At 73.4% G+C, this 24,018-nt stretch carries 21 protein-coding genes; 9 read left to right on the top strand and 12 right to left on the bottom strand.

What is annotated here, in order from left to right; genetic code table 11:
• Positions 1-53: 53 nt before the first annotated feature.
• From ACIPSJ_RS29400 to ACIPSJ_RS29375, 6 genes are all read right to left on the bottom strand, one after another.
• Complete coding sequence (locus ACIPSJ_RS29400; RefSeq protein WP_355708767.1) at positions 54-1,172, bottom strand: LLM class flavin-dependent oxidoreductase; 1,119 nt, start codon at positions 1,170-1,172, stop codon at positions 54-56.
• 98 nt (positions 1,173-1,270) lie between these two features.
• A complete protein-coding gene (locus ACIPSJ_RS29395; RefSeq protein ID WP_359207072.1) occupies positions 1,271-2,041 on the bottom strand; it encodes an SDR family oxidoreductase in 771 nt (256 codons plus the stop codon).
• A 12-nt stretch (positions 2,042-2,053) separates the two neighbouring features.
• Positions 2,054-2,977 carry an LLM class F420-dependent oxidoreductase gene (locus ACIPSJ_RS29390; RefSeq protein WP_401350594.1) on the bottom strand — a complete coding sequence of 308 codons (924 nt, stop codon included), beginning with the start codon at positions 2,975-2,977 and terminating at the stop codon, positions 2,054-2,056.
• Positions 2,974-4,218, bottom strand: coding sequence for an amidohydrolase family protein (locus ACIPSJ_RS29385; RefSeq protein ID WP_401350592.1), 1,245 nt, complete (start codon positions 4,216-4,218; stop codon positions 2,974-2,976). The genes ACIPSJ_RS29390 and ACIPSJ_RS29385 overlap by 4 nt, the downstream gene beginning before the upstream one ends.
• A gap of 46 nt (positions 4,219-4,264) precedes the next feature.
• Positions 4,265-4,741, bottom strand: coding sequence for a thioesterase family protein (locus tag ACIPSJ_RS29380; protein ID WP_359207080.1), 477 nt, complete (start codon positions 4,739-4,741; stop codon positions 4,265-4,267).
• Positions 4,738-5,952: a macrolide family glycosyltransferase gene (locus ACIPSJ_RS29375; RefSeq protein ID WP_401350589.1), complete on the bottom strand. Its 1,215-nt coding sequence runs from the start codon at positions 5,950-5,952 to the stop codon at positions 4,738-4,740. Before ACIPSJ_RS29375 ends, ACIPSJ_RS29380 begins: the two co-directional genes overlap by 4 nt.
• Before the next feature lie 353 nt (positions 5,953-6,305).
• On the opposite strand from ACIPSJ_RS29375, the gene ACIPSJ_RS29370 reads away from it, so the two are divergent.
• The 4 genes from ACIPSJ_RS29370 (at position 6,306) to ACIPSJ_RS29355 (ending at position 12,701) form a co-directional block, all read left to right on the top strand.
• Positions 6,306-7,571 carry a wax ester/triacylglycerol synthase domain-containing protein gene (locus ACIPSJ_RS29370; protein ID WP_401350587.1) on the top strand — a complete coding sequence of 422 codons (1,266 nt, stop codon included), beginning with the start codon at positions 6,306-6,308 and terminating at the stop codon, positions 7,569-7,571.
• 113 nt (positions 7,572-7,684) lie between these two features.
• Positions 7,685-10,675: a BTAD domain-containing putative transcriptional regulator gene (locus ACIPSJ_RS29365; protein WP_359207088.1), complete on the top strand. Its 2,991-nt coding sequence runs from the start codon at positions 7,685-7,687 to the stop codon at positions 10,673-10,675.
• 214 nt (positions 10,676-10,889) lie between these two features.
• Entirely contained in the window at positions 10,890-11,144 is a 255-nt protein-coding gene (locus ACIPSJ_RS29360; protein WP_393539038.1) for a hypothetical protein, read from the top strand.
• A gap of 222 nt (positions 11,145-11,366) precedes the next feature.
• Positions 11,367-12,701, top strand: coding sequence for an O-antigen ligase family protein (locus tag ACIPSJ_RS29355; RefSeq protein ID WP_401350582.1), 1,335 nt, complete (start codon positions 11,367-11,369; stop codon positions 12,699-12,701).
• Here the strand turns inward: ACIPSJ_RS29355 and ACIPSJ_RS29350 are convergent.
• Positions 12,698-14,290: a FadD3 family acyl-CoA ligase gene (locus ACIPSJ_RS29350; protein WP_359207095.1), complete on the bottom strand. Its 1,593-nt coding sequence runs from the start codon at positions 14,288-14,290 to the stop codon at positions 12,698-12,700. The genes ACIPSJ_RS29355 and ACIPSJ_RS29350 overlap by 4 nt on opposite strands.
• A 96-nt stretch (positions 14,291-14,386) precedes the next feature.
• Here ACIPSJ_RS29350 and ACIPSJ_RS29345 point away from each other — a divergent pair, with 96 nt between their 5' ends.
• From ACIPSJ_RS29345 to ACIPSJ_RS29335, 3 genes are read left to right on the top strand one after another with little or no spacing between them, the layout of a single operon-like run.
• Complete coding sequence (locus tag ACIPSJ_RS29345; RefSeq protein WP_401350579.1) at positions 14,387-15,559, top strand: lipid-transfer protein; 1,173 nt, start codon at positions 14,387-14,389, stop codon at positions 15,557-15,559.
• 1 nt (position 15,560) lies between these two features.
• The gene (locus ACIPSJ_RS29340; RefSeq protein ID WP_359207102.1) at positions 15,561-15,974 is read left to right on the top strand and encodes an OB-fold domain-containing protein; all 414 of its coding nucleotides are present in this window, start codon (positions 15,561-15,563) and stop codon (positions 15,972-15,974) included.
• The gene (locus tag ACIPSJ_RS29335) at positions 15,971-16,744 is read left to right on the top strand and encodes an enoyl-CoA hydratase/isomerase family protein (RefSeq protein ID WP_401350578.1); all 774 of its coding nucleotides are present in this window, start codon (positions 15,971-15,973) and stop codon (positions 16,742-16,744) included. Before ACIPSJ_RS29340 ends, ACIPSJ_RS29335 begins: the two co-directional genes overlap by 4 nt.
• Before the next feature lie 285 nt (positions 16,745-17,029).
• Here the strand turns inward: ACIPSJ_RS29335 and ACIPSJ_RS29330 are convergent, their stop codons facing one another.
• Together ACIPSJ_RS29330 and ACIPSJ_RS29325 are read right to left on the bottom strand one after the other, a co-directional pair.
• Positions 17,030-19,384, bottom strand: coding sequence for a serine/threonine-protein kinase (locus ACIPSJ_RS29330; RefSeq protein ID WP_359207108.1), 2,355 nt, complete (start codon positions 19,382-19,384; stop codon positions 17,030-17,032).
• A 223-nt stretch (positions 19,385-19,607) separates the two neighbouring features.
• Positions 19,608-20,336 (bottom strand): VOC family protein, encoded by a 729-nt coding sequence (locus ACIPSJ_RS29325; RefSeq protein WP_359207111.1) that lies wholly within the window; start codon positions 20,334-20,336, stop codon positions 19,608-19,610.
• Positions 20,337-20,491: 155 nt separating this feature from the next.
• On the opposite strand from ACIPSJ_RS29325, the gene ACIPSJ_RS29320 reads away from it, so the two are divergent.
• The gene (locus ACIPSJ_RS29320; RefSeq protein ID WP_359207113.1) at positions 20,492-21,139 is read left to right on the top strand and encodes a TetR family transcriptional regulator; all 648 of its coding nucleotides are present in this window, start codon (positions 20,492-20,494) and stop codon (positions 21,137-21,139) included.
• A 78-nt stretch (positions 21,140-21,217) separates the two neighbouring features.
• Here the strand turns inward: ACIPSJ_RS29320 and ACIPSJ_RS29315 are convergent, their stop codons facing one another.
• Positions 21,218-21,670: an Lrp/AsnC family transcriptional regulator gene (locus ACIPSJ_RS29315; RefSeq protein ID WP_355708816.1), complete on the bottom strand. Its 453-nt coding sequence runs from the start codon at positions 21,668-21,670 to the stop codon at positions 21,218-21,220.
• Between the two features lie 82 nt (positions 21,671-21,752).
• Between ACIPSJ_RS29315 and ACIPSJ_RS29310 the strand changes: the two genes are divergently transcribed.
• A complete protein-coding gene (locus ACIPSJ_RS29310) occupies positions 21,753-22,355 on the top strand; it encodes a LysE family translocator (RefSeq protein ID WP_401350575.1) in 603 nt (200 codons plus the stop codon).
• On the opposite strand, the gene ACIPSJ_RS29305 is transcribed toward ACIPSJ_RS29310, so the two are convergent.
• Together ACIPSJ_RS29305 and ACIPSJ_RS29300 are read right to left on the bottom strand one after the other, a co-directional pair.
• Entirely contained in the window at positions 22,356-22,820 is a 465-nt protein-coding gene (locus tag ACIPSJ_RS29305) for a nitroreductase family deazaflavin-dependent oxidoreductase (RefSeq protein ID WP_359207117.1), read from the bottom strand. It lies immediately after the preceding gene.
• A complete protein-coding gene (locus tag ACIPSJ_RS29300) occupies positions 22,817-24,004 on the bottom strand; it encodes an acyl-CoA dehydrogenase family protein (protein WP_401350572.1) in 1,188 nt (395 codons plus the stop codon). The genes ACIPSJ_RS29305 and ACIPSJ_RS29300 overlap by 4 nt, the downstream gene beginning before the upstream one ends.
• Positions 24,005-24,018: the final 14 nt, after the last annotated feature.

Here is a 24,018-nt window from a genome sequence, read left to right as displayed (position 1 = left end):
GGCGCGGGGAACTGCGCGACCAGCCACAACGCACCCGCACCCCGCAACGGCGACTACGCGGCACCCCGGAATCGGGTCGTCCGGTGCACCGGATCCGTGTCGATCTTCGGAATCACGTGCTCCCCGATCAACCGGATCGTCTGCAGCGTCTCCTCCTTCGGCACCCCCACCGGCAGCCCGAAGCTCAACTGGTCCGCCCCCGCCTGCTCCCAGCGCTTGCACTGCCGCAGCACCTCGTCCGGGTCCCCGCAGATCAGCAGCTCCTCCTCCACGAGGAGTTCGACGAACTCGGGCGTGTACTCGGGCAGCGTCTCCGGCCACTCCGGGAAGCCCTCGGGCCGCGGGAAGGTGTCGTGGTACCGGAAGACCAGCGAGGGCAGATAGTGCAGCCCGCCGCTCGCCGCGATGCGGATCGCCTCGTCGTGGGTCGGCGCGCAGATCGCCGTCGTCGTCACCATGACGTTGTCGTTGACGAAGTCGCCCACCGGCTCCGCGTTCACGATCGCCGTCTTGTACTGCTCAAGGACCCATTCCATGTCGGAGACCTTCTGGATGCTGAACCCGAGCACCCCGAGCCCCTTCTTCGCCGCCATGGCGTACGACGGCGGCGACCCGGCCGCGTACCACATCGCCGGGTGCGACTTGCCGTACGGCTTCGGCAGCACCTTCCGCGGCGGCAGCTGCCAGTGCTTGCCCTGGAAGCCGACGTACTCGTCCTGGAGCCACATCTTGGGGAACTCGGCGATCGTCTCCTCCCAGATCTCCTTGGTGTAGTTCATGTCGGTCACCCCGGGGATGAACCCGAGGATCTCGTGCGAGCCGGCCCCGCGCCCGCTGCCGAACTCGAAGCGGTTGCCGGTGAGGTGGTCGAGCATGGCGACCTTCTCGGCCACCTTCACGGGGTGGTTGACCTGGGCCAGCGGGTTGAAGATCCCGGAGCCCAGGTGGATCCGCTCCGTCGCGTGGGCCAGGTAGCCCAGGTAGACGTCGTTGGCGGACAGGTGCGAGTACTCGTCGAGGAAGTGGTGCTCGGAGGCCCAGGCGTACTTGAAGCCGGACTGGTCCGCCTGGATGACGTACTCGGTCTCCTCCATGAGTGCCTTGTGCTCGGCCAGCGGGTCGGTCTCGGCTCGCTTGCCCACGTATCCCTGTACAAAGAGCCCGAATTCCAAGGCGGTTCACCGTCCCAAGTCCAGGTGGTCCCTATGAGCCCTGCTGAGTCCTACGACTTTCTGACGTAGCGTCAGAAAAATCAATAGCTGACGAGCCGTCAGATGACACTGACCCCCGCCAGCCACCCCCCGTCGATCACGAACGGCTGCCCGGTGATGTACGAGGAGTCGTCCGAGGTCAGGAAGAGCGCCAGCCGGGCCACCTCCTCCGCCCGCCCGATCCGGCCCAGCGGCACGAGCTTGCGGTACAGCTCGTCCAGGGCCCGGGTCATCTCCTCCGGGTCGACGGTGGGGTCGAGCCGCGCCGGGTTGGACATCGCGGTGTCGATGGCGCCCGGGCAGATCGCGTTGACGCGTATCCCCCGGTCGGCCAGCTCCAGCGCGGCGACCCGGGTGAGCCCGAGCACCGCGTGCTTGGTGGCGGCGTAGGTCCCCACGGCCGCCATCCCGGTCAGGGCCGTGTAGGAGGCCGTGTTCACGATGGTCCCGCCGTCGGCCAGCTCCGGCGCGGCCGTCTTCATCCCCAGGAAGCAGCCGACCTGGTTGACCTGCACGACCTGCATGAACTCGTCGAGGGGGGTGTCCACGAGCGCGTTGAACCGCAGGATGCCCGCGTTGTTCACCAGCCCGTCGAGCCGCCCGTACGCCTCCTTCGCGGCGGCGACGGCGGCCCGCCACTCCTCCTCCACGCCCACGTCCAGGTGGACGTACTTCGCCCCGATCTCCTTGGCGAGCGCCTCGCCCTGGTCGTCCAGCACGTCCGCCACGACCACCCGCGCGCCCTCCGCCACGAAGAGCCGCGCCTCCTGCTCGCCCTGTCCGCGCGCCGCCCCGGTGACGATGACGACGCGCCCGTCCAGCTTGCCCATGCCGATCGCTCCTCAGTTCAGAAGGGGCGCGACGGACGCCCCGAACGCGGTGATCTGGTCGATGAGTTCGGCCCGGCTCCGGCTGCGGAACCGCACCTGGATCTGGTGCACGCCCATCGCGCCGTAGGCGCGCAGCGACTCGGCGAGGGCGTCCGGGGCTCCGCTGAGCGTGCGGCGGCCCACCTCCCACTCCGGTGTGCCGACGTACAGCGGCTCGGTGATGGCGCCGACGGTGATCGGTTCCCCGACACCCCCGTCCTCGCGCAACCGCCGCAGCTTGTCGATCTGTGCGGGCAACCGGCCGCGCGGGTCGCCCTGCGGCAGCCAGCCGTCGCCCTTGAGGGCGGCCCGGCGTACGGCGGCGGGCGAGGACCCGCCGACCCACACCGGCACCCGCTCCTGGGCCGGCCGGGGCCGCTGGCCGAGCCCCTCGAAGTCGTAGAACTTCCCGTGGTGGGACGGGAACTCGTCCGCCCCGAGGGCCGCCCGCAGCGCGTCGATCGCCTCGTCGAGCAGCGGCCCCCGCTGCCGGAAGTCCACCCCCAGCACCTCGAACTCCTCCGCCACATGCCCGGCGCCGACGCCGAGGATCAGGCGGCCGCCGGAGAGGTGGTCGAGGGTGGCGTACTGCTTGGCGGTCAGCAGGGGGTGGCGCAGCCCGACGACGGCGACGTGGCTGAGCAGCCGGACCCGCTCGGTCACGGCGGCCAGGTGGGCGAGGGTGGCGACCGGGTCGTACCAGACCGTGCTCATGGCGGGGGCGAGCCGGTGCGGGATCGCCACGTGGTCGCAGACGGCGAGGTAGGCGAAGCCGGCCCGGTCCACGGCGCGGGCGATCTCGACGAGGTCCGCGGCGCCCGCCCCGTCCTCCCAGCCCTCGGCGTAGATCGTGGACTGGGACTGGACGGGGAGCTGGATGCCGTAGGCGAGGCTCACCGCGGACCGCCCCAGAGGCCGTCCTCCGTCAGGCCCAGCAGCTCGATCGCGTTGCCGCGGACGATCCGCTCGACCACGTCCTCGGCCAGGTGGCCCATCTGGTCCTCGCCGACCTCGCGGGACTTCGGCCAGGTGGAGTCGGAGTGCGGGTAGTCGGTCTCGTACAACACGTTGCCGAGGCCGATCGCGTCGAGGTTCTTCAGGCCGAAGGCGTCGTCGAAGAAGCAGCCGTAGACGTGCTCGGCGAAGAGCTCGGAGGGCGGGCGGTGCACCTTGTCGGCGACTCCGCCCCAGCCCCGGTTCTCCTCCCACACCACGTCGGCGCGTTCCAGGATGTAGGGGATCCAGCCGATCTGGCCCTCCGCGTACATCACCTTCAGGTTCGGGAAGCGCTCGAACTTGCCGCTCATCAGCCAGTCGACCATCGAGAAGCAGCAGTTGGCGAAGGTGATGGTGGAGCCGACGGCGGGTGGGGCGTCGGCCGAGGTGGAGGGCATCCGGCTGCTGGAGCCGATGTGCATGGCGACGACCGTGCCGGTCTCGTCGCAGGCGGCGAGGAAGGGGTCCCAGTCGTCGGTGTGGACGGAGGGCAGCCCCAGGTGCGGGGGTATCTCGGAGAAGGCGACGGCGCGCACCCCGCGGGCCGCGTTGCGGCGGACCTCGGCGGCGGCCAGCTCCGCGTCCCAGAGGGGGATGAGGATGAGGGGTATCAGGCGGCCCCGCGCGAGCGGGCCGCACCACTCCTCCACCATCCAGTCGTTGTAGGCCTGGACGCAGAGCAGGGCCAGTTCGCGGTCCTTGGCCTCGGTGAAGGTCTGCCCGCAGAAGCGCGGGAAGGTGGGGAAGCAGAGGGCGGACTGGACGTGGTTGACGTCCATGTCGGCGAGCCGCTGCGGCACGTCGAACGATCCGGGCCGCATCTGCTCGTACGTGATCACTTCGAGCTTGATCTCGTCCCTGCTGTAGCCCACGGCGGTGTCGAGGCGGGTGAGGGGGCGGTGCAGGTCCTCGTAGATCCACCAGTCGCCGATGGGGCCGTCCTCGCCCGGCCTGCCCATGACCGGCTTGAAGCGGCCGCCGAGGAAGCTCATCTCCCTCAGCGGGGCCCGGACGATGCGCGGCCCGGTGTCGAGGTACTTCTTCGGGAGCCGGGACTGCCAGACGTCCGGCGGCTCCACGGTGTGGTCGTCGACGGAGATGATCAGCGGAAAGGTGCCGTCCGTGGTGTCCATGGCGCTCACGGTAGCGCCGATCTGACGAACCGTCAGCTAGCGGGATGACGGTTCGTCAGCAGTCGCAGGCCGCGTGTCCGGCCAGCACGGCCAGTTCGTCGTCCTCCAGCCTGCGGGTGCGGCGGGCGGTGGGGTCGTAGGCGACACAGGTGCTCACACAGGTGCAGAACACCCGGTCGCCGCGGGTGATCCGGCTGGTCAGCAGGAAGGAGGTACGGCGGACCGCGCTGACGGTGGTGCTGATGACGGCCGGTTCCGGGGTGAGGTCGAGCGCCTCGGTGTAGTCGAGTTCATGGCGGGCGTAGATGACCCGGACCCGGACCTCCTGGCCGGGGTGGCCGCGCTGGAGGTAGAAGAGGTCCACGTGGGCGTCCTGGATCATCTCCAGCAGGCGCACGTTGTTCACGTGGTTCATCAGGTCCAGGTCGCTCATCCGGACCGGTCGGCTGTAGAGGTGGGGGCGGTGCGGCGGGTGGTGGTGCTGGTGCTGCGCGGGGACGGCCGCCAGGGCCGCCAGGGTCGCCCGGCTCACCGCAGGGCTCCGAGGGCGTCCTCGGCCAGGTCGGCGGCGGCGACCGCCCCGCCCGACGTCTCGATCTCGGTGCGCAGGGCGGTGAGCCCGGCGCGGACCGCCGGGTCCCCCGCCACCCGCAGCACGGCCGCGCGCAGCGACTCGGCGGTGACCCGCGCACGGGGGAGGTGGGTGCCGAGTCCCAGGTCCTCGATCCGGCCGGCGTTGACGCGCTGCTCGGCCATCTGCGGGATCGCCACCATCGGCACCCCGTGCTGGACGGCCTCCATGGTCCCGCCCATCCCGGCGTGGGTCACGAAGACGTCCGCGTGGGCGAGCACGGCCAGCTGCGGTACGTGCGCGTGCACCTCGAAGTGGGCGGGGAGCGGGCCGAGTTCGTCCGGGGTGACGTCCGGTCCGACGGCCATCACCACATGGTGCGGGAGATCGGCGAAGGCCTCGGCGCACGCCCGGTAGAACTCCGGGCGCCGGGTGAACTGGGAGCCCAGGGAGACGAGCAGGACCTGCGCGTCGGGGCGGGGCGGCTGCCAGGACCCCTGGTAGGAGCGGTCGCCGAGGGCGGGTCCGACGTAGGCGACCCGGCCGGCGGCGACCGTGTCGGCCCGGCGCTGGAAGGAGCGGGGCAGGAAGGCGATGGCCTGCCCGGGCCGCTCCACCTCGTGGATGCGCGCGGGGTCCAGGCCGTGCTCGGCGAAGGCGGCGGTGAGGGCGTCGTACCCGGGGAGTTCGGCGAGGCCGCCGGCGCCGTCGAAGAACTCGGGGAACAGGCCGTCGTAGGCCAGGTGCGTGGGCGAGCACAGGACGGTCGGCACGCCCCAGCGCGCGCCCAGCAGCAGCCCCGCGAAGCCGTAGACGTCGTAGAGGACCAGGTCGGGGCGGTCGTCCTCGTACGCCCGGGTCAGCGCGGGCAGGGAGCCGAGCGAGGCGTGCACGGCTCGGGCGAAGCCCTCGGAGAGGCGCTCGGGCGCGTCCGAGCCGTCGCTCTCGACCGGGTAGACGACGGGCTCGGCACCGGCCGCCTTCACGGCGGGCGTGAAGTCCTCGGTGATGGCGTACGTGACCCGGTGGCCCCGGCGCACCAGTTCCTCCACCACGCCCAGGGTCGGGTTCACATGCCCCTGCATCGGCAGGTTCACCACGGCGATGTGCGCCGGGCGCCGGAGCGGGGGCGGGACGGGGGCGGAGGCGGCGGCGGGGCTGGTGCCAGGCACGATGAGCGTTTCCTGTTCCTGTACGGCGCGTCGGGGCGCCCGTCGGTCGTCGCGGGGGCCGTGCGTGCGGTCGTCGGGTGGGTGAGGGGCCGTGCGTGTGGGGAGACGGGCATCGGTACAACGACACCGGTCCGTCCGACGCGACTGCCGACGAGGGTGAAACAACTCCTTCGTGGTGACTTGCGGAACGTTTCGTTGACCCGGCGGACACGGGCGGTGGGGGTCGTGTACGGAGACGGCCGGGGGCCGTGCACGCGGACGGCCGGGGATCGCGGGCGGGCGTGACCGAGGATCGTGGGCGGGCGTTGGGCGGCGTAAGGGGAACCTTCGCCCGCCACCACAGGAGCCGCCTCATGTCCGGAACGCAGCTGCCCTTCATGGAGGAGGGGATGGCCCGCTGGCCGTTCGGTCCGCCCAACGCCGGGATCGCGCTGGACTTCACGGGGTCCCCGCTGCAACTCGGCGAGGTCCGGACGCTGGTGCGGGAGCGGTGGGCCGATCTGCCGCGCCTGGAGAGGCAGTTGGTACGAGGGGCGCGGCGGGCCCGGTCCGGCTGGTCGCGCCGGCACCGCTGGGAGGCGCGGACCGGTCACGATCCGGCCGCGCAGGTCCGGGACGCGGGCGCGGACACCCTCCGGGACGCGGTGGACGACTGGTTCCACAGCCCGTTCCCCGGGGGCGAACCGCCCTGGAACCTGCACCTGCTGCGCGGCCCGTCGGCGGGCGAGTCCACCCTCCTCTTCCGGATGCACCACAGCCTGCTCGACGGACGGTCGCTGACCACCCTGCTCCGTGCCCTCCTCGACGGCTGCGCCCCGGTGGACGCCGGGGCCTCCACGGCCGGGCCGGGCGAGCTGCGCCGGACGCCCGTGCCCGGCACCCAGCCGGGGCTGCTGGCGACGGGCCTGGCCGTACCGCTGCCAGGCAAGGGCGAGCGGCGGATGGGGTACGCGGTGGTACGACTGCCCCCCGACCTCCTGCGGACCGTGCGGGAACGTTCCGGGGCGACCACCAACACGATCTTCCTGGCGGCCGTCTCGGGCGTACTGCGCTCCTGCCTGCTGACCGCGGCCACCGGCACCGGGGCAGGCGGCGGCACCGGATCCGCGGCCGGACGGGTCTGGCTGTCCGTTCCGGTGGACCAACGCCCCGCCGACCGGGGCGACTTCCTCGGCAACGCGTTCTGCAACGTCCGGCTGCCCGCGCCGGTGGACGTGTCCGACCCCGCCGCCCGGCTGCGGGCCTGCGCCGGCCTGCTGACGACCGTCACCCGTCCCCCGGGCCGGGCGGAGAGACTCCTCGAAGCGGCCGTCACCGCCCTGCCGGGCCCCGCCCAGGCGCTGGCCCGCGGCCGTCTCTTCGCCCCGGCCTACGCACCCGCTGCCTGCACCTACGTCCACCTCCGCGAGACCGGCCGGACGCTGGCCGGACGCCCGCTGCGCCGGGTCACCCTGGTGCCGATGGTGCCGCCGGACGACACGGTCACCTTCGCCCTCGGCGGCTGCGGCCGCGGCCACACCGTGAGCGTGTGCACCAACTCCGGTGCCGAGGACGCCGACCTGCTCGCGGAGTCCTTCCGGCACGAACTCGCCCTGCTCGCGGAGACCGTCCCTGTGTGAAGAGTGTGTGGACCGCCGCGTGTCGCTCTGTGATCGGTGTCTCGCCCGGCTGACGCAACCCCCGCGAACAAGGCAGACTGACGGGGTGAATCGGGATGTCTAGGGGGACGGGCATGGACGGTGGAGCGCGGGTACCGGAACAGCGGCGCCCCGACTCCTCGGCGGACGCGGCGGCGTTGCGCTTCAGCGTGCTCGGTCCCGTGCGCGCCTGGCGCGAGGAGGAGCCGCTCAACACCGGCTCCCCGCAGCAACGCGCGCTGCTCGCGGCCCTGTTGCTGCGCGAGGGCCGGACGGCGACCGCGGCCGAGCTGATCGACGCGCTGTGGGGCGCCGAGCCGCCGTCGCAGGCGCTGGCGGCGGTACGCACGTACGCCTCCCGGCTGCGCAAGGTGCTGGACTCCGGGGTGCTGGTCAGCGAGTCCGGCGGGTACGCGGTGCGGGGGCTGCGCGAGGACGCCCTGGACCTGGCGGTGGCCCAGGAGCTGGCGGCGGAGGCGGAGAAGGCGAAGAGCGCCGGGGTCCTGCGCCAGGCCCGGGACGTGCTGAACCGGGCCCTGGCCCTGTGGGACGGCGAACCGCTGGCCGGGGTGCCGGGCCCGTTCGCCGACACCCAGCGGGTCCGCCTGGAGGAGTGGCGGCTCCAACTCCTCGAATCCCGCCTGGACATGGACCTGGAACAGGGCTACCACGCCGAAGCCGTCTCGGAACTCACGGCGCTGACCGCGGCCCACCCGCTGCGCGAACTCCTGCGCGAGCTGCTGATGCTGGCCCTGTACCGCAGCGGCCGTCAGGCGGAGGCGCTCGCGGTGTACGCGGACACCCGCCGGCTGCTGGCGGAGGAGCTGGGCGTGGACCCGCGCCCGGAGCTCCGCGAACTCCAGCAGCGGATCCTGCAGGCCGACCCCTCGCTGGCGGAGCCGTCCGCTCCGGCGCCGGAACCGGTGGCGGTCCCGGTGCGCCCGGCCCAGCTCCCGGCCACCGTCCCCGACTTCACCGGCCGCGCCTCCTTCGTCGCGGAGCTGGGCGAGGTGCTGGCGTCGGCGGAGGGCCGGGTGATGGCGGTGTCGGCGCTCGCGGGCATCGGGGGCGTCGGCAAGACGACCCTCGCGGTCCATGTCGCCCACCAGGCCCGGTCGGCCTTCCCCGACGGCCAGCTGTACGTCGACCTGCAGGGCGCGGGCGCCCGGGCGGCGGAGCCGGAGACGGTCCTCGCCTCCTTCCTGCGGGCGCTGGGCACGGCGGACTCGGCGATCCCCGACTCCCTGGAGGAGCGGTCGGCCCTGTACCGCTCGCTCCTGGACGGCCGCCGGGTGCTGGTCCTCCTGGACAACGCCCGGGACGCGGCCCAGGTCCGCCCGCTGCTGCCGGGCACCGAGGGCTGCGCGGCGCTGATCACGTCCCGGGTGCGGATGGTGGACCTGGCCGGGGCCCATCTGGTGGACCTGGACGTGATGTCCCCGGACGAGGCGCTCGCGCTCTTCGTCCGGATCGTCGGCGTGGAGCGGGTGGCGTCCGAGCGGGAGGCCGCCCTGGACGTGGTGGCGGCCTGCGGCTTCCTGCCGCTGGCCATCCGCATCGCCGCGTCCCGGCTGGCGGCCCGCCGCACCTGGACGGTCTCGGTGCTGGCGGCGAAGCTCGCCGACGAGCGCCGCCGGCTGGACGAGTTGCAGGCCGGGGACCTGGCGGTGAAGGCGACGTTCGAACTGGGCTACGGCGCCCTGGAGCCGGCCCAGGCGCGGGCGTTCCGGCTGCTGGGTCTCGCGGACGGCCCGGACATCTCGCTGGCGGCGGCCGCGGCGGTCCTCGGTCTCCCTTCGGAGGAGACGGAGGACCTCCTGGAGGCCCTGGTCGACACGTCGTTGCTGGAGTCGGCGGCTCCGGGCCGTTACCGCTTCCACGACCTCGTACGGCTCTACGCGCGTGCATGCGCGGAACGGGACGAGGAGCCGCCGAGCACGGGGGCACCTCCCACGCCTTCCGGGCAGTGGGGGAGGGCGGCGGCGCTGTCGCGCCTGCTGGACTTCTATCTGGCGACGGCGGTGGAGGTGTACGCGATCGAGCGGCCGGGGGAGCGCGCGCTGGACCACCTGAGCCCGAGCACCTACCCCGGCCTCGCCTTCTCCGACCGGGACAAGGCGCTGGACTGGCTGTTCACCGAGGCGAGCGGGCTGCTGGCGGCGGTGCAGCAGGCCGGTACGGCGGACCGGCTGCGCCGGGCGGCCGACCTCCTCTTCGCCGCCGTCGACCTCGGGGAGTCCGGGATCGGCGCACGCCAGTACGTCCGGGCGGCCACCGCGGTGATCTCGGCGGCCCAGCGGCACGGCGACGCCTACGCCGAGGGCCGGGCCCGCCTCATGCACAGCCATCTGCTGGGTGTCTCCGGCCAGTTCGCGGAGTCGGACCGGGAGGCGGGGGCGGCGCTGCGGCTCGGTCTCACCGCCGAGGACCCCGTGGTGTGCGCCCAGGCGCCCAACCAGCAGGGCATCATCGCCCTCTACGCCGGGCGCCACGAAGAGGCCGAGCAGCACCTCACCCAGGCTCTGGCCGCCTTCCGGGCGGACCGCAACACGCCGGGTGAGGCCAGCGCCCTGTGCAACCTGTCCCGGGTGCACCTCGCGACCGGCCGTACCGAGAGCGCGGTCTCCCTGGCCCGCCAAGGGGTCACCAGCTACGAACGCGACGACAACGGGATGGCGCTGCGCCTGGCCAACGGCAAGTACGCGCTGGGGCTGGCGCTGACCAGCGCGGGCGAGACCCGGCTGGCCCTGGAGACCCTCACCGACGCGCTGGCCATGTTCCAGGACGCCCGGCAGCAGCTGTGGCACGGCATGACACTCTTCCGGATCGCCGAGCTGCACCTGGCCGACGACAGCCCGGCCCAGGCGGCGGCCTGCGCGGAACAGGCGCTGGCCGTGCTGCACGGCATCGGCGGGGAGTGGCGGCGCGCCAACATCCTCACCGCGCTGGGCAGCGCCCTGCACGGCATCGGCCAGACCGACCGTGCGAAGGTCTGCTGGCAGGAGGCCCTGTCGGTGTACGAGGCGGCGGGCTCGCCGGAGGCGGCGGACGTACGGAAGCTGCTGGCGGGCGCCCCCGTGGTCTAGGGCGGACCGGGGGCCGCAGGGGCGTTCATCGTTCGTTTATCGCCGACCGGCACTCTCAGTGGTGCCGGATCGTCGCGTCGGGGGGCAGACGGCTCGGTGCGATGGCCGCACCACTAGGGTGAACGGCCGTGCGAAGCCCGCCCGGAGACCCACGGGGGAGTCACCGGGCGGGCATTCCCCGCACAGATCCGTCCCGTTCTCAAGGAGTCATCCCATGGCCGACACCACCGGCACCGTCACACCCGACGACTTCCACGCCACGAGCGAGCCGGCCGCCGCCGACGCGGAGGCCGCCGCGCACGCCGCCTCTCTCATCGTCGGCGAGAAGCCGGCCTCGGACGCCGCGGCCGCCGACGCCGAACCGGCCGCGGACGCGGCCACCGGCGACATCACCACCAAGGACTTCCACGCCACGTCGGAGCCGCTCGTCACGCCCGACGACTTCCACGCGACGGACCAGAAGGCCTGACACAGGACCACACCCGGACGGGGACGGCCGCGGCGGCGCGGAGGGGGAGCCGCCGCGGCCGAGGTGTGTCCAGGGGACCGGAGACCCGGGGGGGACCGGGGGACCGTCCCGCGGCATCCGCGAACGCGCTCCGCTCCGTTCGCCCCGCCGCCACCCGGACGTCGTGGCCGGCGGCCAGGCTCGGGTGCCATGGGTTCCGACCGGAAAGCACCCGCTGTGGTAGTGAAGGTCGTTCAGTTCGTGCCGCTCGCCGCGCTCGCGGTGCTGCTGCTCGACTCGGCCACCGACTTCTTCCCCGACGACCCGATCGCGGGGATCCTCACGCCGGCCCGGCTCACGCTGCTGCTCGGGCTGGTGGCGCTGCTCGTCCCGCCGGAGCGGGCCCGGTTGCGGGACTTCCGGACGCGGCTGGACCTGCCGGTGGCGCTGCTCGTCGCGGCCGCGGTGGCGGCGACGTACGGCGGCGGGCACCCGACCGCCCCGCTGCGCGGACTGCTGACGGTCGTGGCGACGTACTACCTCGTCGTGGGTGTGCGCCGCACCCGGCCGGAGTCCTGGCGCGCGGTCGGACTGCTCGCCCTCGCCGGGGTCACGGCGGCGAGCACCAGCGCGTTCTCGCAGGTCACGAACGGCACCTCGACCGGGTTCTGCCGGACCGGCCTGCTCACCGACGTCGCCTGCGACGCGGGCGGCGGTGATGTGCTGGTCCGCGCCACCGGCACCTTCGCCAACCCCAACCTGCTCGGCGCCTGCCTGGTGCTGCTGCTGCCGTTCGCGCTGCTCGCCGCGGTCGCCGTGGACGAGCGCACGGCACGGACGGCGATCGTCGTGATGGTCCTCATCGGGTACGGGGCACTGGTCACCACCTTCTCCCGGGCCGAGTACGTCGCGGCCGCCGCCGGGCTGCTCGTGCTCGGCGGCGCCTACTGGCTGGCACCCCGGCTCGCCGACCGGGCGCGGCGGCGGGTGCTCGCGGTGGTGGGCGGGCTGGGTCTGCTCGCCGCCGCCGGGGTGATCTGGGGAGTGTCCCGGGCCGGGGACTCGCTGGGGGTGCGGGGACAGGCCTGGCGGGCCGCGCTGCGGGTGGCCCGGCAGAATCCGCTGGGGGTGGGGCTCGGGCGGTCCGGTGACGCCATCTCCGCTGCGGCGCCCGGCGAGCGGGTGTTCGTGCACGCGCACAACCTGTGGCTCAACTGGCTGGTGGAGACCGGGCCTCTCGGGCTGCTGGCCGTCCTCTCCATGACCGTCGTCGCCTGGGCGAGCGCGGGCCGGGCCGCGCGCGAGAAGTCCGTGCCGGGTACGTTCGGACTGGCCTCGCTGACCGGGTTCTTCCTCGCCGGCATGCTGGACGACCCGGCCAACCTGGACCGGATCAGCGTGCTGTTCTGGCTGGTGCTGGGTGTGGTGATGGCCGAGGCTCCGGCGGGGTGGCGTCGCCGTCCCGCCGCGCCCGTGGTCCTGGACGACGACACCATCGTCCTCACCGTGCCCCGGCAGCCCCGGCCCGGCCGGCGCCCGGTGGCCGCACGCACGGGACCGGCCCGGGGCCTGTCCTAGCCCGTCCGCCCCCGCAACTCCCCCTTCACCACCTTCCCGCTCGCGTTGCGCGGCAGTTCGGCCACGAACTCCACCGTGCGCGGCACCTTGTAGTTGGCCATCTCGCGGCGGGCCCAGGCGATCAGGTCGTCCCCCGTGAGGACCGAGGCCGGCCGGCGCACCACGTACGCCTTGCCGACCTCGCCCAGCCGGGCGTCCGGGACGCCGATCACCGCGACGTCGGCCACCTCCGGGTGCAGGCCGAGCAGTTGCTCGATCTCCGCCGGGTAGGCGTTGAAGCCGCCGACGATGAACATGTCCTTCAGCCGGTCGGTGATCCGGAGGTTCCCGGCCGCGTCCAGGACGCCGACGTCGCCGGTGCGCAGCCAGCCGTCCGGGGTCAGGGCGCCGGCCGTCGCCGCCGGGTCCTCGTAGTAGCCGCGCATCACGTTGAAGCCCCGGACCAGCACCTCCCCGCTCTCGTCCACGCGCACCTCGGTCCCGGGTATCGCCCGCCCCGAGGTCGACGCGATCACCGTCGGGTCGTCGCCCCGGCGGCACATGGTCACGATCCCGCTCGCCTCCGAGAGGCCGTAGGCGGTGAGGACCGTCTCGACGCCGAGTTCGCCGCGCAGGCGTTCCACGAGCCGCAGGGGGACGACGGCGGCTCCTGTCACCACCAGGCGCAGCGCGGACAGGTCGTGGGCGTCGCGCGCCGGATGGTCGAGGAGGGACTGGTGCAGGGTCGGGGGGCCGGGGAGCACCGAGACGCGTTCCGCCGCCACATTGGCCAGCACCGTCGCCACGTTGAACACCGGCTGCGGGATCATCGTCGCGCCCCGCATCAGGCAGGCGATGACCCCGGCCTTGTAGCCGAAGGTGTGGAAGAAGGGGTTGACGATCAGGTAGCGGTCGTCGCCGCGCAGGCCCGCGAGGTCGGCCCAGACCTCGTAGGCGCGCAGGGTCTGGGCGTGTGTGATCATCGCGCCCTTGGGGCGGCCGGTGGTGCCCGAGGTGAAGACGATGTCGGAGAGGCAGCCGCCGTCCAGCCCGGCCGCGCGGGCGGCGACCTCCCGTGCCCCGACCCCCTCCCCGGCCGCCAGGAAGTCCTTCCAGGTGCGGAAGTCGACCGGCGCGTCCTCCGAGAGCACCACCACCTCCCGCAGCGCGGGCAGCCCGGGCAGCGGCCCCGGGCCGTCCCCGTCCCCGTCCCCGGTCCCCTCCCCCGCCGCCCGGCGCAGTGACGCCACGTACGAGGTCCCCAGGAAGGTGCCCGTGACGAACAGCAGCCGGGCCCCGCTCCTGCGCAGCACGTCCGCCGCCTCCGCCCCCTTGAAGCGGGTGTTCAGCGGGACCAGCACCCCGCCCGCCGAGACCGCGCCCAGCGCCGCGACGATCCAGTCCAGGGAGTTGGGCGCCCAGATCCCCACCCGGTCGCCCGGCTCCACGCCCGCGGCCAGGCAGGCGGCCGCCGCCCGTTCCACCCGGGCGCCCAGTTCGGCGTACGTGATCCGGGTACGGCCGTCCACCACCGCCTCGGCGTCCGCGTACCGCGCCGCCGCCGACCGCACCAGTCCCGGAACGGTCCCCCACTCCATGTCACCGCGCACAACCGGCCTCCCCTCACACATAGCTGACTGTCCGTCAGATTAGCTGTAGCCTGACGACCTGTCAGCAAGCCGCGATAGCCGTGGAGGTGCGGGCACATGGCCGGTCCGAAGGGCTTCAAGGGCATCAAGGACGCCACCGCCATCGTCGGGATCGGACAGACCCGCTTCGCGAAACGGCTCGACGAGGACGAGAAGACCCTGGCCTGCCGGGCCGTCCTCGCCGCCCTCGACGACGCCGGGATCGCCCCCGGCGAGGTCGACGCGCTCTCCTCCTTCACCATGGAGGAGACGGACGAGGTGGAGCTGGCGAAGGCGGTCGGCTTCGGGGACCTCACCTTCTTCAGCAAGGTGGGGTACGGCGGGGGCGGCTCCTGTGCCACCGTCGCGCACCTCGCCGGCGCGATAGCGAGCGGGCAGGCGACCGTGGGAGTCGCGTGGCGGTCCCGGAAGCGCGGCTCCGGCCCCCGCCCCTGGACCAACACCACCGTCCAGCTGCCCACCCCCGCCCAGTGGACCCGCCCCTACGGCCTCCTCCGCCCCGCCGACGAGATCGCCATGCTCACCCGCCGCTACATGCACGAGTACGGCGCCACCCGCGACCACCTCTTCAACGTCGCCCTCGCCTGCCGCAACCGCGCCAACCAGAACCCGGCCGCCGTCATGTACGACCGCCCCCTGACCCGCGAGATGTACATGAACGCGCGCTGGATCAGCGAACCCCTCTGCCTCTTCGACAACTGCCTGGAGACGGACGGCGCGCTGGCCTGCGTGATCGTCAGCAGCGAGCGCGCCCGGGACTGCCGGCGGACCCCCGTCTACGTCCACTCCGCCGCCCAGGGCCTGCCCGCCCAGCACCACGGCATGGTCAACTACTGGAACGACGACCCCCTCACCGGCCCCGCCTGGACCGCCGCCCGGCACCTGTGGAAGCACGCCGACCTCACCCCGGAGGACGTCGACGTCGCCCAGATCTACGACGCCTTCACCGCCCTGGTCCCGCTCTCCCTGGAGGGGTACGGCTTCTGCGGCCGGGGCGAGGGCGGGGCGTTCACCGAGCAGGGCGCGCTGGAGACCGGCGGGCGGCTGCCGATCAACACCGGGGGCGGCGGGCTCAGCGAGGCCTACGTGCACGGCTTCAACCTCATCACCGAGGGCGTCAAGCAGCTGCGCGGCACCAGTACCGCCCAGGTTCCCGGCGCCGCCAGCTGCCTGGTCACCGCCGGCGAGGGCGTCCCGACCTCCGCCCTCCTCCTCACCAACCGGAGCTGAGATGCTGCGACCGGCCATCGACACCGACGGCGCCCCCTTCTGGGAGTACGCGGCACTCGGCGAACTCCGCGTCCAGGCCTGCGCCGACTGCCGTGAACCCCGCTTCCCGCCCCGCCCCTGCTGCCCGCACTGCCAGTCCTTCGCGAGCGAGTGGCGGCCGACGAACGGGCGCGGCCGGATCTGGTCGTACGTCGTCCCGCACCCGCCGCTGCTGCCCGACTACGCCGCCCAGGCGCCGTACAACGTCGTCGTCGTGGAACTCGACGAGGCGCCCCGGGTGCGCCTTGTGGGCAACGTCGTCGCCGCCGCCGGGGCGCCGCTCGACTCGACCGGGCCCGAGCGGATCCGGATCGGGGCGCGGGTGCAGGCCGTCTTCTCGGACGGTCTTGTGCAGTGGGTCCTGGAGCGGCCGTGAGTCCGCGCCTGGACGTGGACAAGGAGACCGGGGTCGCCGTCGTCACCCTCGACCGGCCCGAGCGACTCAACGCGATCGACCTGGCGACGGCGGCCGAACTGGCCGCCCTCTGGCGGGCGTTGCGCTTCGACGACACCGTGCGGGCCGTCGTCCTCACCGGGGCCGGCAGCCGCGCCTTCAGCACCGGCCTGGACCGGGACGCCGTGGTGCCGCAGCCCTCCTCGCCGTACAGCCAGGACGATCCGCTGATCGCCGTAGGACCCAAGGCGAACGACCTGTGGAAGCCGGTGATCGCCGCGGTGGCCGGGATGGCCTGCGGCGGCGCCTTCTACCTCCTCGGCGAGGCGGACTTCGTCATCGCCGAGGAGGACGCGACCTTCTTCGACCCGCACACCTCGTACGGCATGGTCAGCGCCTACGAGTCGGTGCTGCTGGCCCAGCGGATGCCCTACGGCGAGGTGGCCCGGATGGTGCTCATGGGCAACGCCGAGCGGGTCTCCGCCCAGCGGGCGTACGAGGTGGGCCTGGTGTCCGAAGTGACCGGGCCCGGGCGGGCGTTGGAGGCCGCCGTGCGCTGCGCGACCGTCATCGCCGGGTATCCGACGGAGGGGGTGCAGGGCAGCGTGCGGGCCCTGTGGGCGGCTCAGGAGGCGACGCGGGAGCGGGGCTGGGCACAGGCACCGCACCTGATCGCCCTGGGCAACCTGCCCGACGAGCGCCAGGCGGAACTCTTCGGCAACCGGGCCCGCACCGCCCCCCGCGTCCGCTGAACCACGCGTGGCGGGGCGCACCACTCGGGCGTAACGTTCGCTGCGGGAGCCGACTCCCGCCCCGAGCGACGGCCGCCGTGCACAGCCCTTCCGTGCGAGTGGTACGACGGCCGTCCCGGGGTACGGAAGTCTTTCGGGTGCGGGTGCGTGGGGGTTGCTCGCGCAGTTCCCCGCGCCCCTAAAGGCAAAAGAAGGGGCGCTGCAGCAAGCCCCCCTTTAGGGGCGCGGGGAACTGCGCGACCAGCCACAGCGCACCCGCACCCGACACTCGACCGTCGGCGCCACTCACGTCGTGCGGGCCGTCCCCGTTCCCTTCTCCGCGTCCAGCGCGTACACGCAGCGGTCCTTGCTGCACGCGTACACGACCCCGTCCCGTACCACCGGCGACCCGGTGATCTCCCCGCCGGTGGCCAGCTTCCACCGGAGCCGGCCGTCGTCGGCCTTCAGCGTGTACAGCAGATGGTCGGTGGAGCCGAAGTGGATACGGCCCTCGGCCACGGCCGGCGCCCCCACCACGTCGCCGCCCGCCTGGAAGCGCCACTTGGGCGTCCCGGTGACCGCGTCGAGGGTGTACAGGCCCTTGCCGCTGCCGACGTGGACATGGCCCGCGGCCACCAGCACCGGCTCGATCGAGGCACGGGCCTCGGTCGCGATGCGCCAGCGGTCGCGGCCGTCGGTGGCGTCGAGGGCGTAGACCGTGCCGAGGTAGTCGGCGAGGTAGATGCCGCCGCCGGTGACCGCGGGTCCCGGCACGAACGTCGGCGGGGAGAGGAACACCGCCGGTGCCTCGAAGTGCCAGCGCACGCGCCCCGTCGTGGTGTCGAGGGCGATGACGCGGGTGCCCGCGGAGGCGTACACGAAGCCGTCGTCGGCGTGGGTGAGGCGGACCGGGACGCCGCCGCAGGAGGCCGCGTCGCCGATGGGGTAGGACCAGCGTTCGTCGCCGGTCCGGGCGTCCAGCGCGCGCAGCCGCGCGTCCTGCCAGACGAAGACCGTGCCGTCGTGCAGGGACGGCCCGGACTCGGGGGACTCGAAGTCGGTCTGGGCGCCGGACAGCTCCCAGAGTCTCTGCCCGTTGGAGGCCTCCCAGGCCTGGACCCCGCCGCCCCGGGTGCCGGTGACGAGCGTGCCGCGGCCGGCCTTGAGGGAGTACACCCAGGCGTCGGTGGACAGCCGCCACAGGTCGCCGCCCTCGCGGGCCTCCAGGGCGAACAGGGTGGGGCCGTCGGAGGCGTGGATGCGGCCGTCGGCGACCGCCATGGACCAGGCGACGTCACGGGTCTTGAAGCGGCGCCGGCCGGTGGCCACGTCGAGGGCGTGCACCTCGAAGGAGGTGACGTAGACGAGGTCGCCGTCGACGGACGGGGTGCCCCAGACGTCGTTGGACATCCGGAACCGCCAGGGGCGCCAGCCGGACGCCGTCTCCGGCGGCAGGGCGGGCACCGGCGGTACGGCGGGGTCGACGCCGTTGACGCCGGGGTGCGGGCGGGACCAGCTGGCCACCAGGCCGGCCTCGGGCGGCGGCGCCTTGACGGCGGCGGCGCGAGTGTCGGAGACGCGCGGGCCGGGCCCGATGGGCACCTGGGCGCCGGCCAGGCGGACCGGGCCGGTGTCGGGGGCGGGGCCGGGGGCGCCGACGGGGACCGGGGCCGGGACGACGGGGTCGTAGGACGGCGGCGGGGGGACGGCGGGACGGCCGCCGCCGCGCCCGCCGGAGGGGTGCGCGGAGGGTTTCACGGCCGGCCGGCCGCCGCGGCGGGACTCGATCAGCCCGACCGCCTTCTCGGGCAGCCAGGCCGAGGCCGTACCGCTGTCGTCGGAGCCGGAGCCGAACAGGTGCGGGGCCAGCTGGGCCTGGAGGTCGGCCGGGTTGGGGCGGGCGGTGGCCTCCATCTGCATACAGGACTCGATGAGCGGACGCAGTTCGTCCGGGAGTCCTTCGAGGTCGGGTCCCTCGCGGAGCAGCATGAAGACGGTCTCGACCGGGTTGGCGCCGTGGAAGGGCGGGTGGCCGGTGGCGGCGAAGACGAGCATGGAGCCGAGCGAGAAGACGTCGCTCGCGCCGGTCACGGACCGGGAGTCCTTGGCCTGCTCCGGTGACATGTAGGCGGGCGTGCCGACGGCGACGTTCGTCATCGTCAAACGCGTGTTCGACACGCCGGACGCGATACCGAAGTCGATGACCCGGGGGCCGTCCTCGACGACGAGGACGTTGGAGGGCTTGAGGTCCCGGTGGACCAGTCCGGCGCCGTGGATCGACTGGAGCGCCTCGGCGACACCCGCGGCGAGCCAGCGCACCGCCTGGGCCGGCATCGGCCCGCAGTCGTTCACTATCTCTTCGAGGGACGGCGCGGGCACGTACGCGGTCGCGAGCCACGGCACGGCGGCACGCGGGTCGGCGTCGACGACGGCGGCCGTGTAGAAGCCGGAGACCGCGCGGGCCGCCTCCACCTCGCGCGTGAAGCGGACCCGGAACAGCTGGTCCTCGGCGAGCTCGGTCCGGACCGTCTTGATCGCCACGCGCCGGCCGGACGCCGAGCGCGCGAGATAGACCAGCCCCATGCCGCCGGCCCCCAGCCGTCCCAGCACCTCGAACGGCCCGATCCGCCGCGGATCGTGCTGCGTCAGCTGATCCACCACTTGCCTGCCACCTCCCCGTACGGGCCTCGTCCACCCACATATGTACGCGACCCCGTGCAGCGTCTCACCACCGGCACCGCCGTGGCGGCACGCACCCCGATTCTTCCTGGCCCGGGCACAGGTTGCGAACCCGGAGATCAATCGGGGTGTCTTATGACAAAGTGAGACATTTACTCGCCGCGAGCCGTTGTTTCGTGGCTTCTGAGCCGTTGTTCCCTGACTTCTAGCGTTGCAGCAGCGCGAAGGACGCCCCTTGATTGTCGGTGACGACGGCCACTTTTCCGTACGACGTCTCGAAAGGCGCCGCCTGGACCCGGCCGCCGAGTTCCTGGACGGCGCCGACCGCGGCCGCCACGTCCCCGGTGCGGAAGTGGACGACGAACTGCGGCGGCATCCCGGGGTGGAAGACGTCGGAGACGGGGGCCCGGCCGAAGTCCGGGTCGGCGTCCGCGCCGAAGAGGGCCTCGGTGAAGAGGTGCCCGTAGAAGGTGTTGGCCGCGTCGATGTCCGTGGTGTACAGCTGCGCCCAGGCGAAGCCGCCGGGGGCGTGCCGGACGCCGAAACCGGGGTGGCCCGCGGCCTGCCAGAGGCCGAAGACGGCACCCTGGGGGTCGGCGACGAGCGCGGCGGTGCCGAGGTCGCGGACCGGCGCGGGCTCGCTGACCACCTGCCCGCCGGCCGCGAGGACGCGCCGGGCGAGTTCCCGGGCGTCCGGGGTCGCGAAGTACACCGTCCAGACGGTGGGCATCCGGCCGTCCCGCTTCCGCGCCAGCCTGGCCACCGCCGCGCCGCCGAGCCGGGCCCACACGGAGCCGGGGCCGCCGCCGGCGTCCTCGAAGGTCCACCCGAAGAGCCCGCCGTAGAACCGCTTGCCCGCCTCGATGTCGGGCAGCTGCACGTCCACCCAGCACGGGACGCCCTCGGTGTATCCGGATGCCCTGTTTTCGGCCATGTCGTCAAAGTAACCGCCCGGCCCGCACCGCGCAGACCGTCCGCGCTCCGGGAGTGACCGGCGCTTTCCCCTCCGGGCGAGCGCCTCGCACATCCGTGCACCCCATTTGCAGTCGGCCGAATCGCGCTCCGATCACCCCTCGGTAAGCTGACGGCATGACAGGACAAGTGCGTACCGTCGACGGCCGCGTGGCCGGCCGGCGTGGGCAGGCGACCCGGCAGAAGCTGCTCGACTGCCTCAGCGAGATGCTCAGCTCCTCCCCTTACCGGGACGTCAAGGTCATCGATGTCGCCCGGAAGGCGGGTACTTCGCCCGCGACCTTCTACCAGTACTTCCCGGACGTCGAGGGCGCCGTCCTGGAGATCGCCGAGCACATGGCCGCCGAGGGCGGTCAGTTGACCGAACTGGTCGCCGGGCGCTCCTGGGTCGGCAAGGCCGGCTGGGCGACCGCCCAGGAACTCGTCGACGGTTTCCTGGAGTTCTGGCGGAAGAACGACGCGATTCTCCGCGTGGTCGACCTCGGCGCGGCCGAGGGGGACAAACGGTTCTACAAGATCCGTATGAAGATCCTGAACTCGGTGAACAACTCCCTGTCCGATTCCATCGCGGAGTTGCAGTCCAAGGGCAAGGTCGACAAGGACGTGAACCCGGCGGCCGTCGCCGGTTCGCTGGTCGCGATGCTCGCGGCGGTCGCCGGACACCAGAAGGGCTTCCAGACCTGGGGTGTGAAGCAGGCCGAACTCAAGCCGAACCTCGCGCTGTTGGTGCACCTGGGTGTGACCGGGAAGAAACCCACGAAGTAACCCGCACGGCAACACACCCTCCGGGTCCTGTCTGGCAGGCGGCGGTTCACACGCAGCGGTGAACCACCGCCTGTCGTGCTACGCCGGCAGCGGCCGGTCCCGCACCACGTGCTTCATCACCAGCGTCGAGTTGAGGCGCTGCACCCCCGGCAGGGTCGCGAGCCGTTCGTCGTACAGCCGCTGGAAGGCGGCGAGGTCGGCGGTGGCCACCCGCAGCAGGTAGTCGGGCTCGCCGAACAGCCGCTGCGCGTCCAGCACATGGGGGATCTCCGCCAGCTCCCGCTCGAAGTCGGCGACCGTGTCCCGGTCCTCCTGCCGCATGGACACGAAGACCAGCGCCTCGAAGGTCAGCCCGACGGCGGCCGGGTCCACCACCGCCCGGTACCCGCTGATCGCCCCCGACCGCTCCAGCTCGCGCAGCCGCCGGTGGCAGGGCGAGACACTCAGCCGCACCCGCCCGGCCAGCTCGGTCACGGTCAGCCGCCCGTCCTGCTGGAGCTCGGCAAGAATTTTCCGGTCCACGTCGTCCATGAGGTAGATCTTCCCCCGAAAACGTGCTCTTCGAGCAAATTTCGACAACACCTTCGGGTCATTCGCGCCTAATGTCCCTTCCATGGACACCGGACCCCTGATCTCCTTCCTCGCCGTCGACCTGCTGCTGGTGTGCGTGCCCGGCGCCGACTGGGCGTACGTGATCGCCGCCGGGGTGCGCGGCCGCTCGGTGACCCGGGCGGTGGCGGGCCTGATGACCGGGTACGCGCTGCACACCGCGCTGGCGGTGGCGGGGCTCGCGGTGCTGGTGGCGGGCTCGCCCGCGCTGCTCACGGCCCTGACGGCGGCCGGCGCCGGCTACCTGATCCGGCTGGGGTGGAGCGTGCTGCGCCGCCCGGCGGTGCCGCAGGAGGCGGACACGGCCCCGGAGGGCTTCTGGCGGGGCGCGGCGATCAGCGGCCTGAACCCCAAGGCGCTGCTGCTCTACCTGTCCGTGCTCCCCCAGTTCCTGGTCACCCGGGGCGACCACCCGCCCATAGCCCTCCAGACGGCCGTGCTCGGCACCCTCCACATGGCCTGCTGCACCGCCGTCTACCTGACCGTCGGCACCCTCGCCCGCCGACTGCTCGCGGCCCGCCCGAGGGCGGCGAGGGCGGTCACCCGCACCTCGGGGGCGGCGATGCTGGGCATCGGCGCCCTGCTGCTGGCGCAGCACGCCCTGTGATCACCGCGGGTCGAGCCGGAAGACCCGCAGCTCCCGCTCCACCCGCTCCTGGTAGGTGGCGTACGGCGGCCAGAACACCAGCAGCTCCCGCCAGGCGGCCGCCCGCTCCTCCCCCGCCAGCAACCGGGCGGTGACCGGGACGTCCCGCCCCTTCCAGCTGATCTCGGCGTCGGGATGCCTGAGCAGGTTGTAGGTCCAGGCCGGGTGGTCGGGCCGGCCGTAGTTCGAGCCCACGAGGAACCAGCCGTCGCCGTCGGGCCTGCACGCGAGCGGCGTACGGCGCGGCCGCCCGCTGCGCGCCCCGGTGGACGTGAGGATCACGCCCGGCAGCATCTGGGCGCTGAGCAGCACCTTGCCCCGGCTGAGCCGGTGGACGGCCCGGTCCATCGCCGGGACCACGTGCGGGGCGACCTTCAGGAACCCGCGGGTGCCCGCCACCTTCCGCACCAGCCGTTCGCCGATCACATCGCCACCGCCCCTCGCTCGAACAGCCCCGCCGAGGCGGCCGCGTGGCCGCGCAGCCGGTGCGCGGGCCCGAAGAGCAGCTCGTCCCCGGCCGCGCGCTTGAAGTACAGATGCGCCTCGTGCTCCCAGGTGAACCCGATCCCGCCGTGCAGCTGGATCCCCTCCCCGGCGGCGACCCGCAGGGCCTCCAGCGCCTGCGCGAGGGCCAGCCCGCCCACCTGCTCCCCATGGGCCGTCGCCCAGGCCGCGTAGTAGGCGGCGGACCTGGCCGCCCGCACCGCCACGTACACATCGGCCAGCCGGTGCTTGACGGCCTGGAAGGACCCGATCGCCCGTCCGAACTGCTCGCGCTGCTTCACGTACTCCACGGTCCGCTCCAGCGCCCGGCCGGCGGCTCCCACGGCCTCGCCCGCGAGCACGGCGGCGACGGAGTCGCCGAGGGCGGCGAGGGCGGGGCGGATGTCGGTGTCCTGGTCCGCCCCGAGCAACTCGGCGGGAACGTGCCGCAGTTGGATCCGGGCCTGGCCGCGCGTGGTGTCGAGGGCGGTCCGCCGGGTCCGTACGACCCCGGCGGCGTCGCCCGCCACCAGGAAGAGGAGGACGCGCGAGCGGGCGTACCCGCCCGCGTGGGCCGGGACGAGCAGCAGTCCGGCGCTGTGCCCGTCGAGGACCTGGTCGGCCTCGCCGTACAGCCGCCATCCGTCGTCCCCGTGCCTGGCCTGGACCCCGCCGGACCGCCCGCCGCCGGCCCAGTCGCCGCTCTGTGCGTCGGTGAGCGCGAGGGCGGCGCCGAGCCGGGTGCCGGGGACGGCGAGGGCGGCGGTGCGGCCGCCGTCGGCGATCCCCGGGAGCAGTGCGGCGCGCTGGGCCTCGGTGCCGAGGGCGAGCAGCAGCGGAGCGGCGAGGACGGCGGTGGCGAGGAACGGGGAGGGAGCGAGGGCGCGCCCCAGCTCCTCGGCCGCCAGCGCGACTTCGGTGACGGAGCAGCCGGCGCCGCCGTACCGCTCGGGGAGCGCGAGCCCCGGCAGTCCGAGCTGTTCGCCGAGGGCGGTCCAGAGGGCGGGGTCGTGGCCCTCCGCCCGGTCGACGGCGGCCCGCACGTCCTCCGTACCGCATCGCTTGTGGAGCAGTTCACGCAGGGCGCGCCGGATCTCGTCCTGCTCGTCGGTGAAGCGGGCGTCCATGACCGGACCTCCTG

The organism is Streptomyces sp. NPDC090088, assembly GCF_044747345.1.
Classification (GTDB): domain Bacteria; phylum Actinomycetota; class Actinomycetes; order Streptomycetales; family Streptomycetaceae; genus Streptomyces.
The sequence above is the reverse complement of the archived record's forward strand: the minus strand, read 5'-3'. Positions and strand labels throughout refer to the sequence as shown.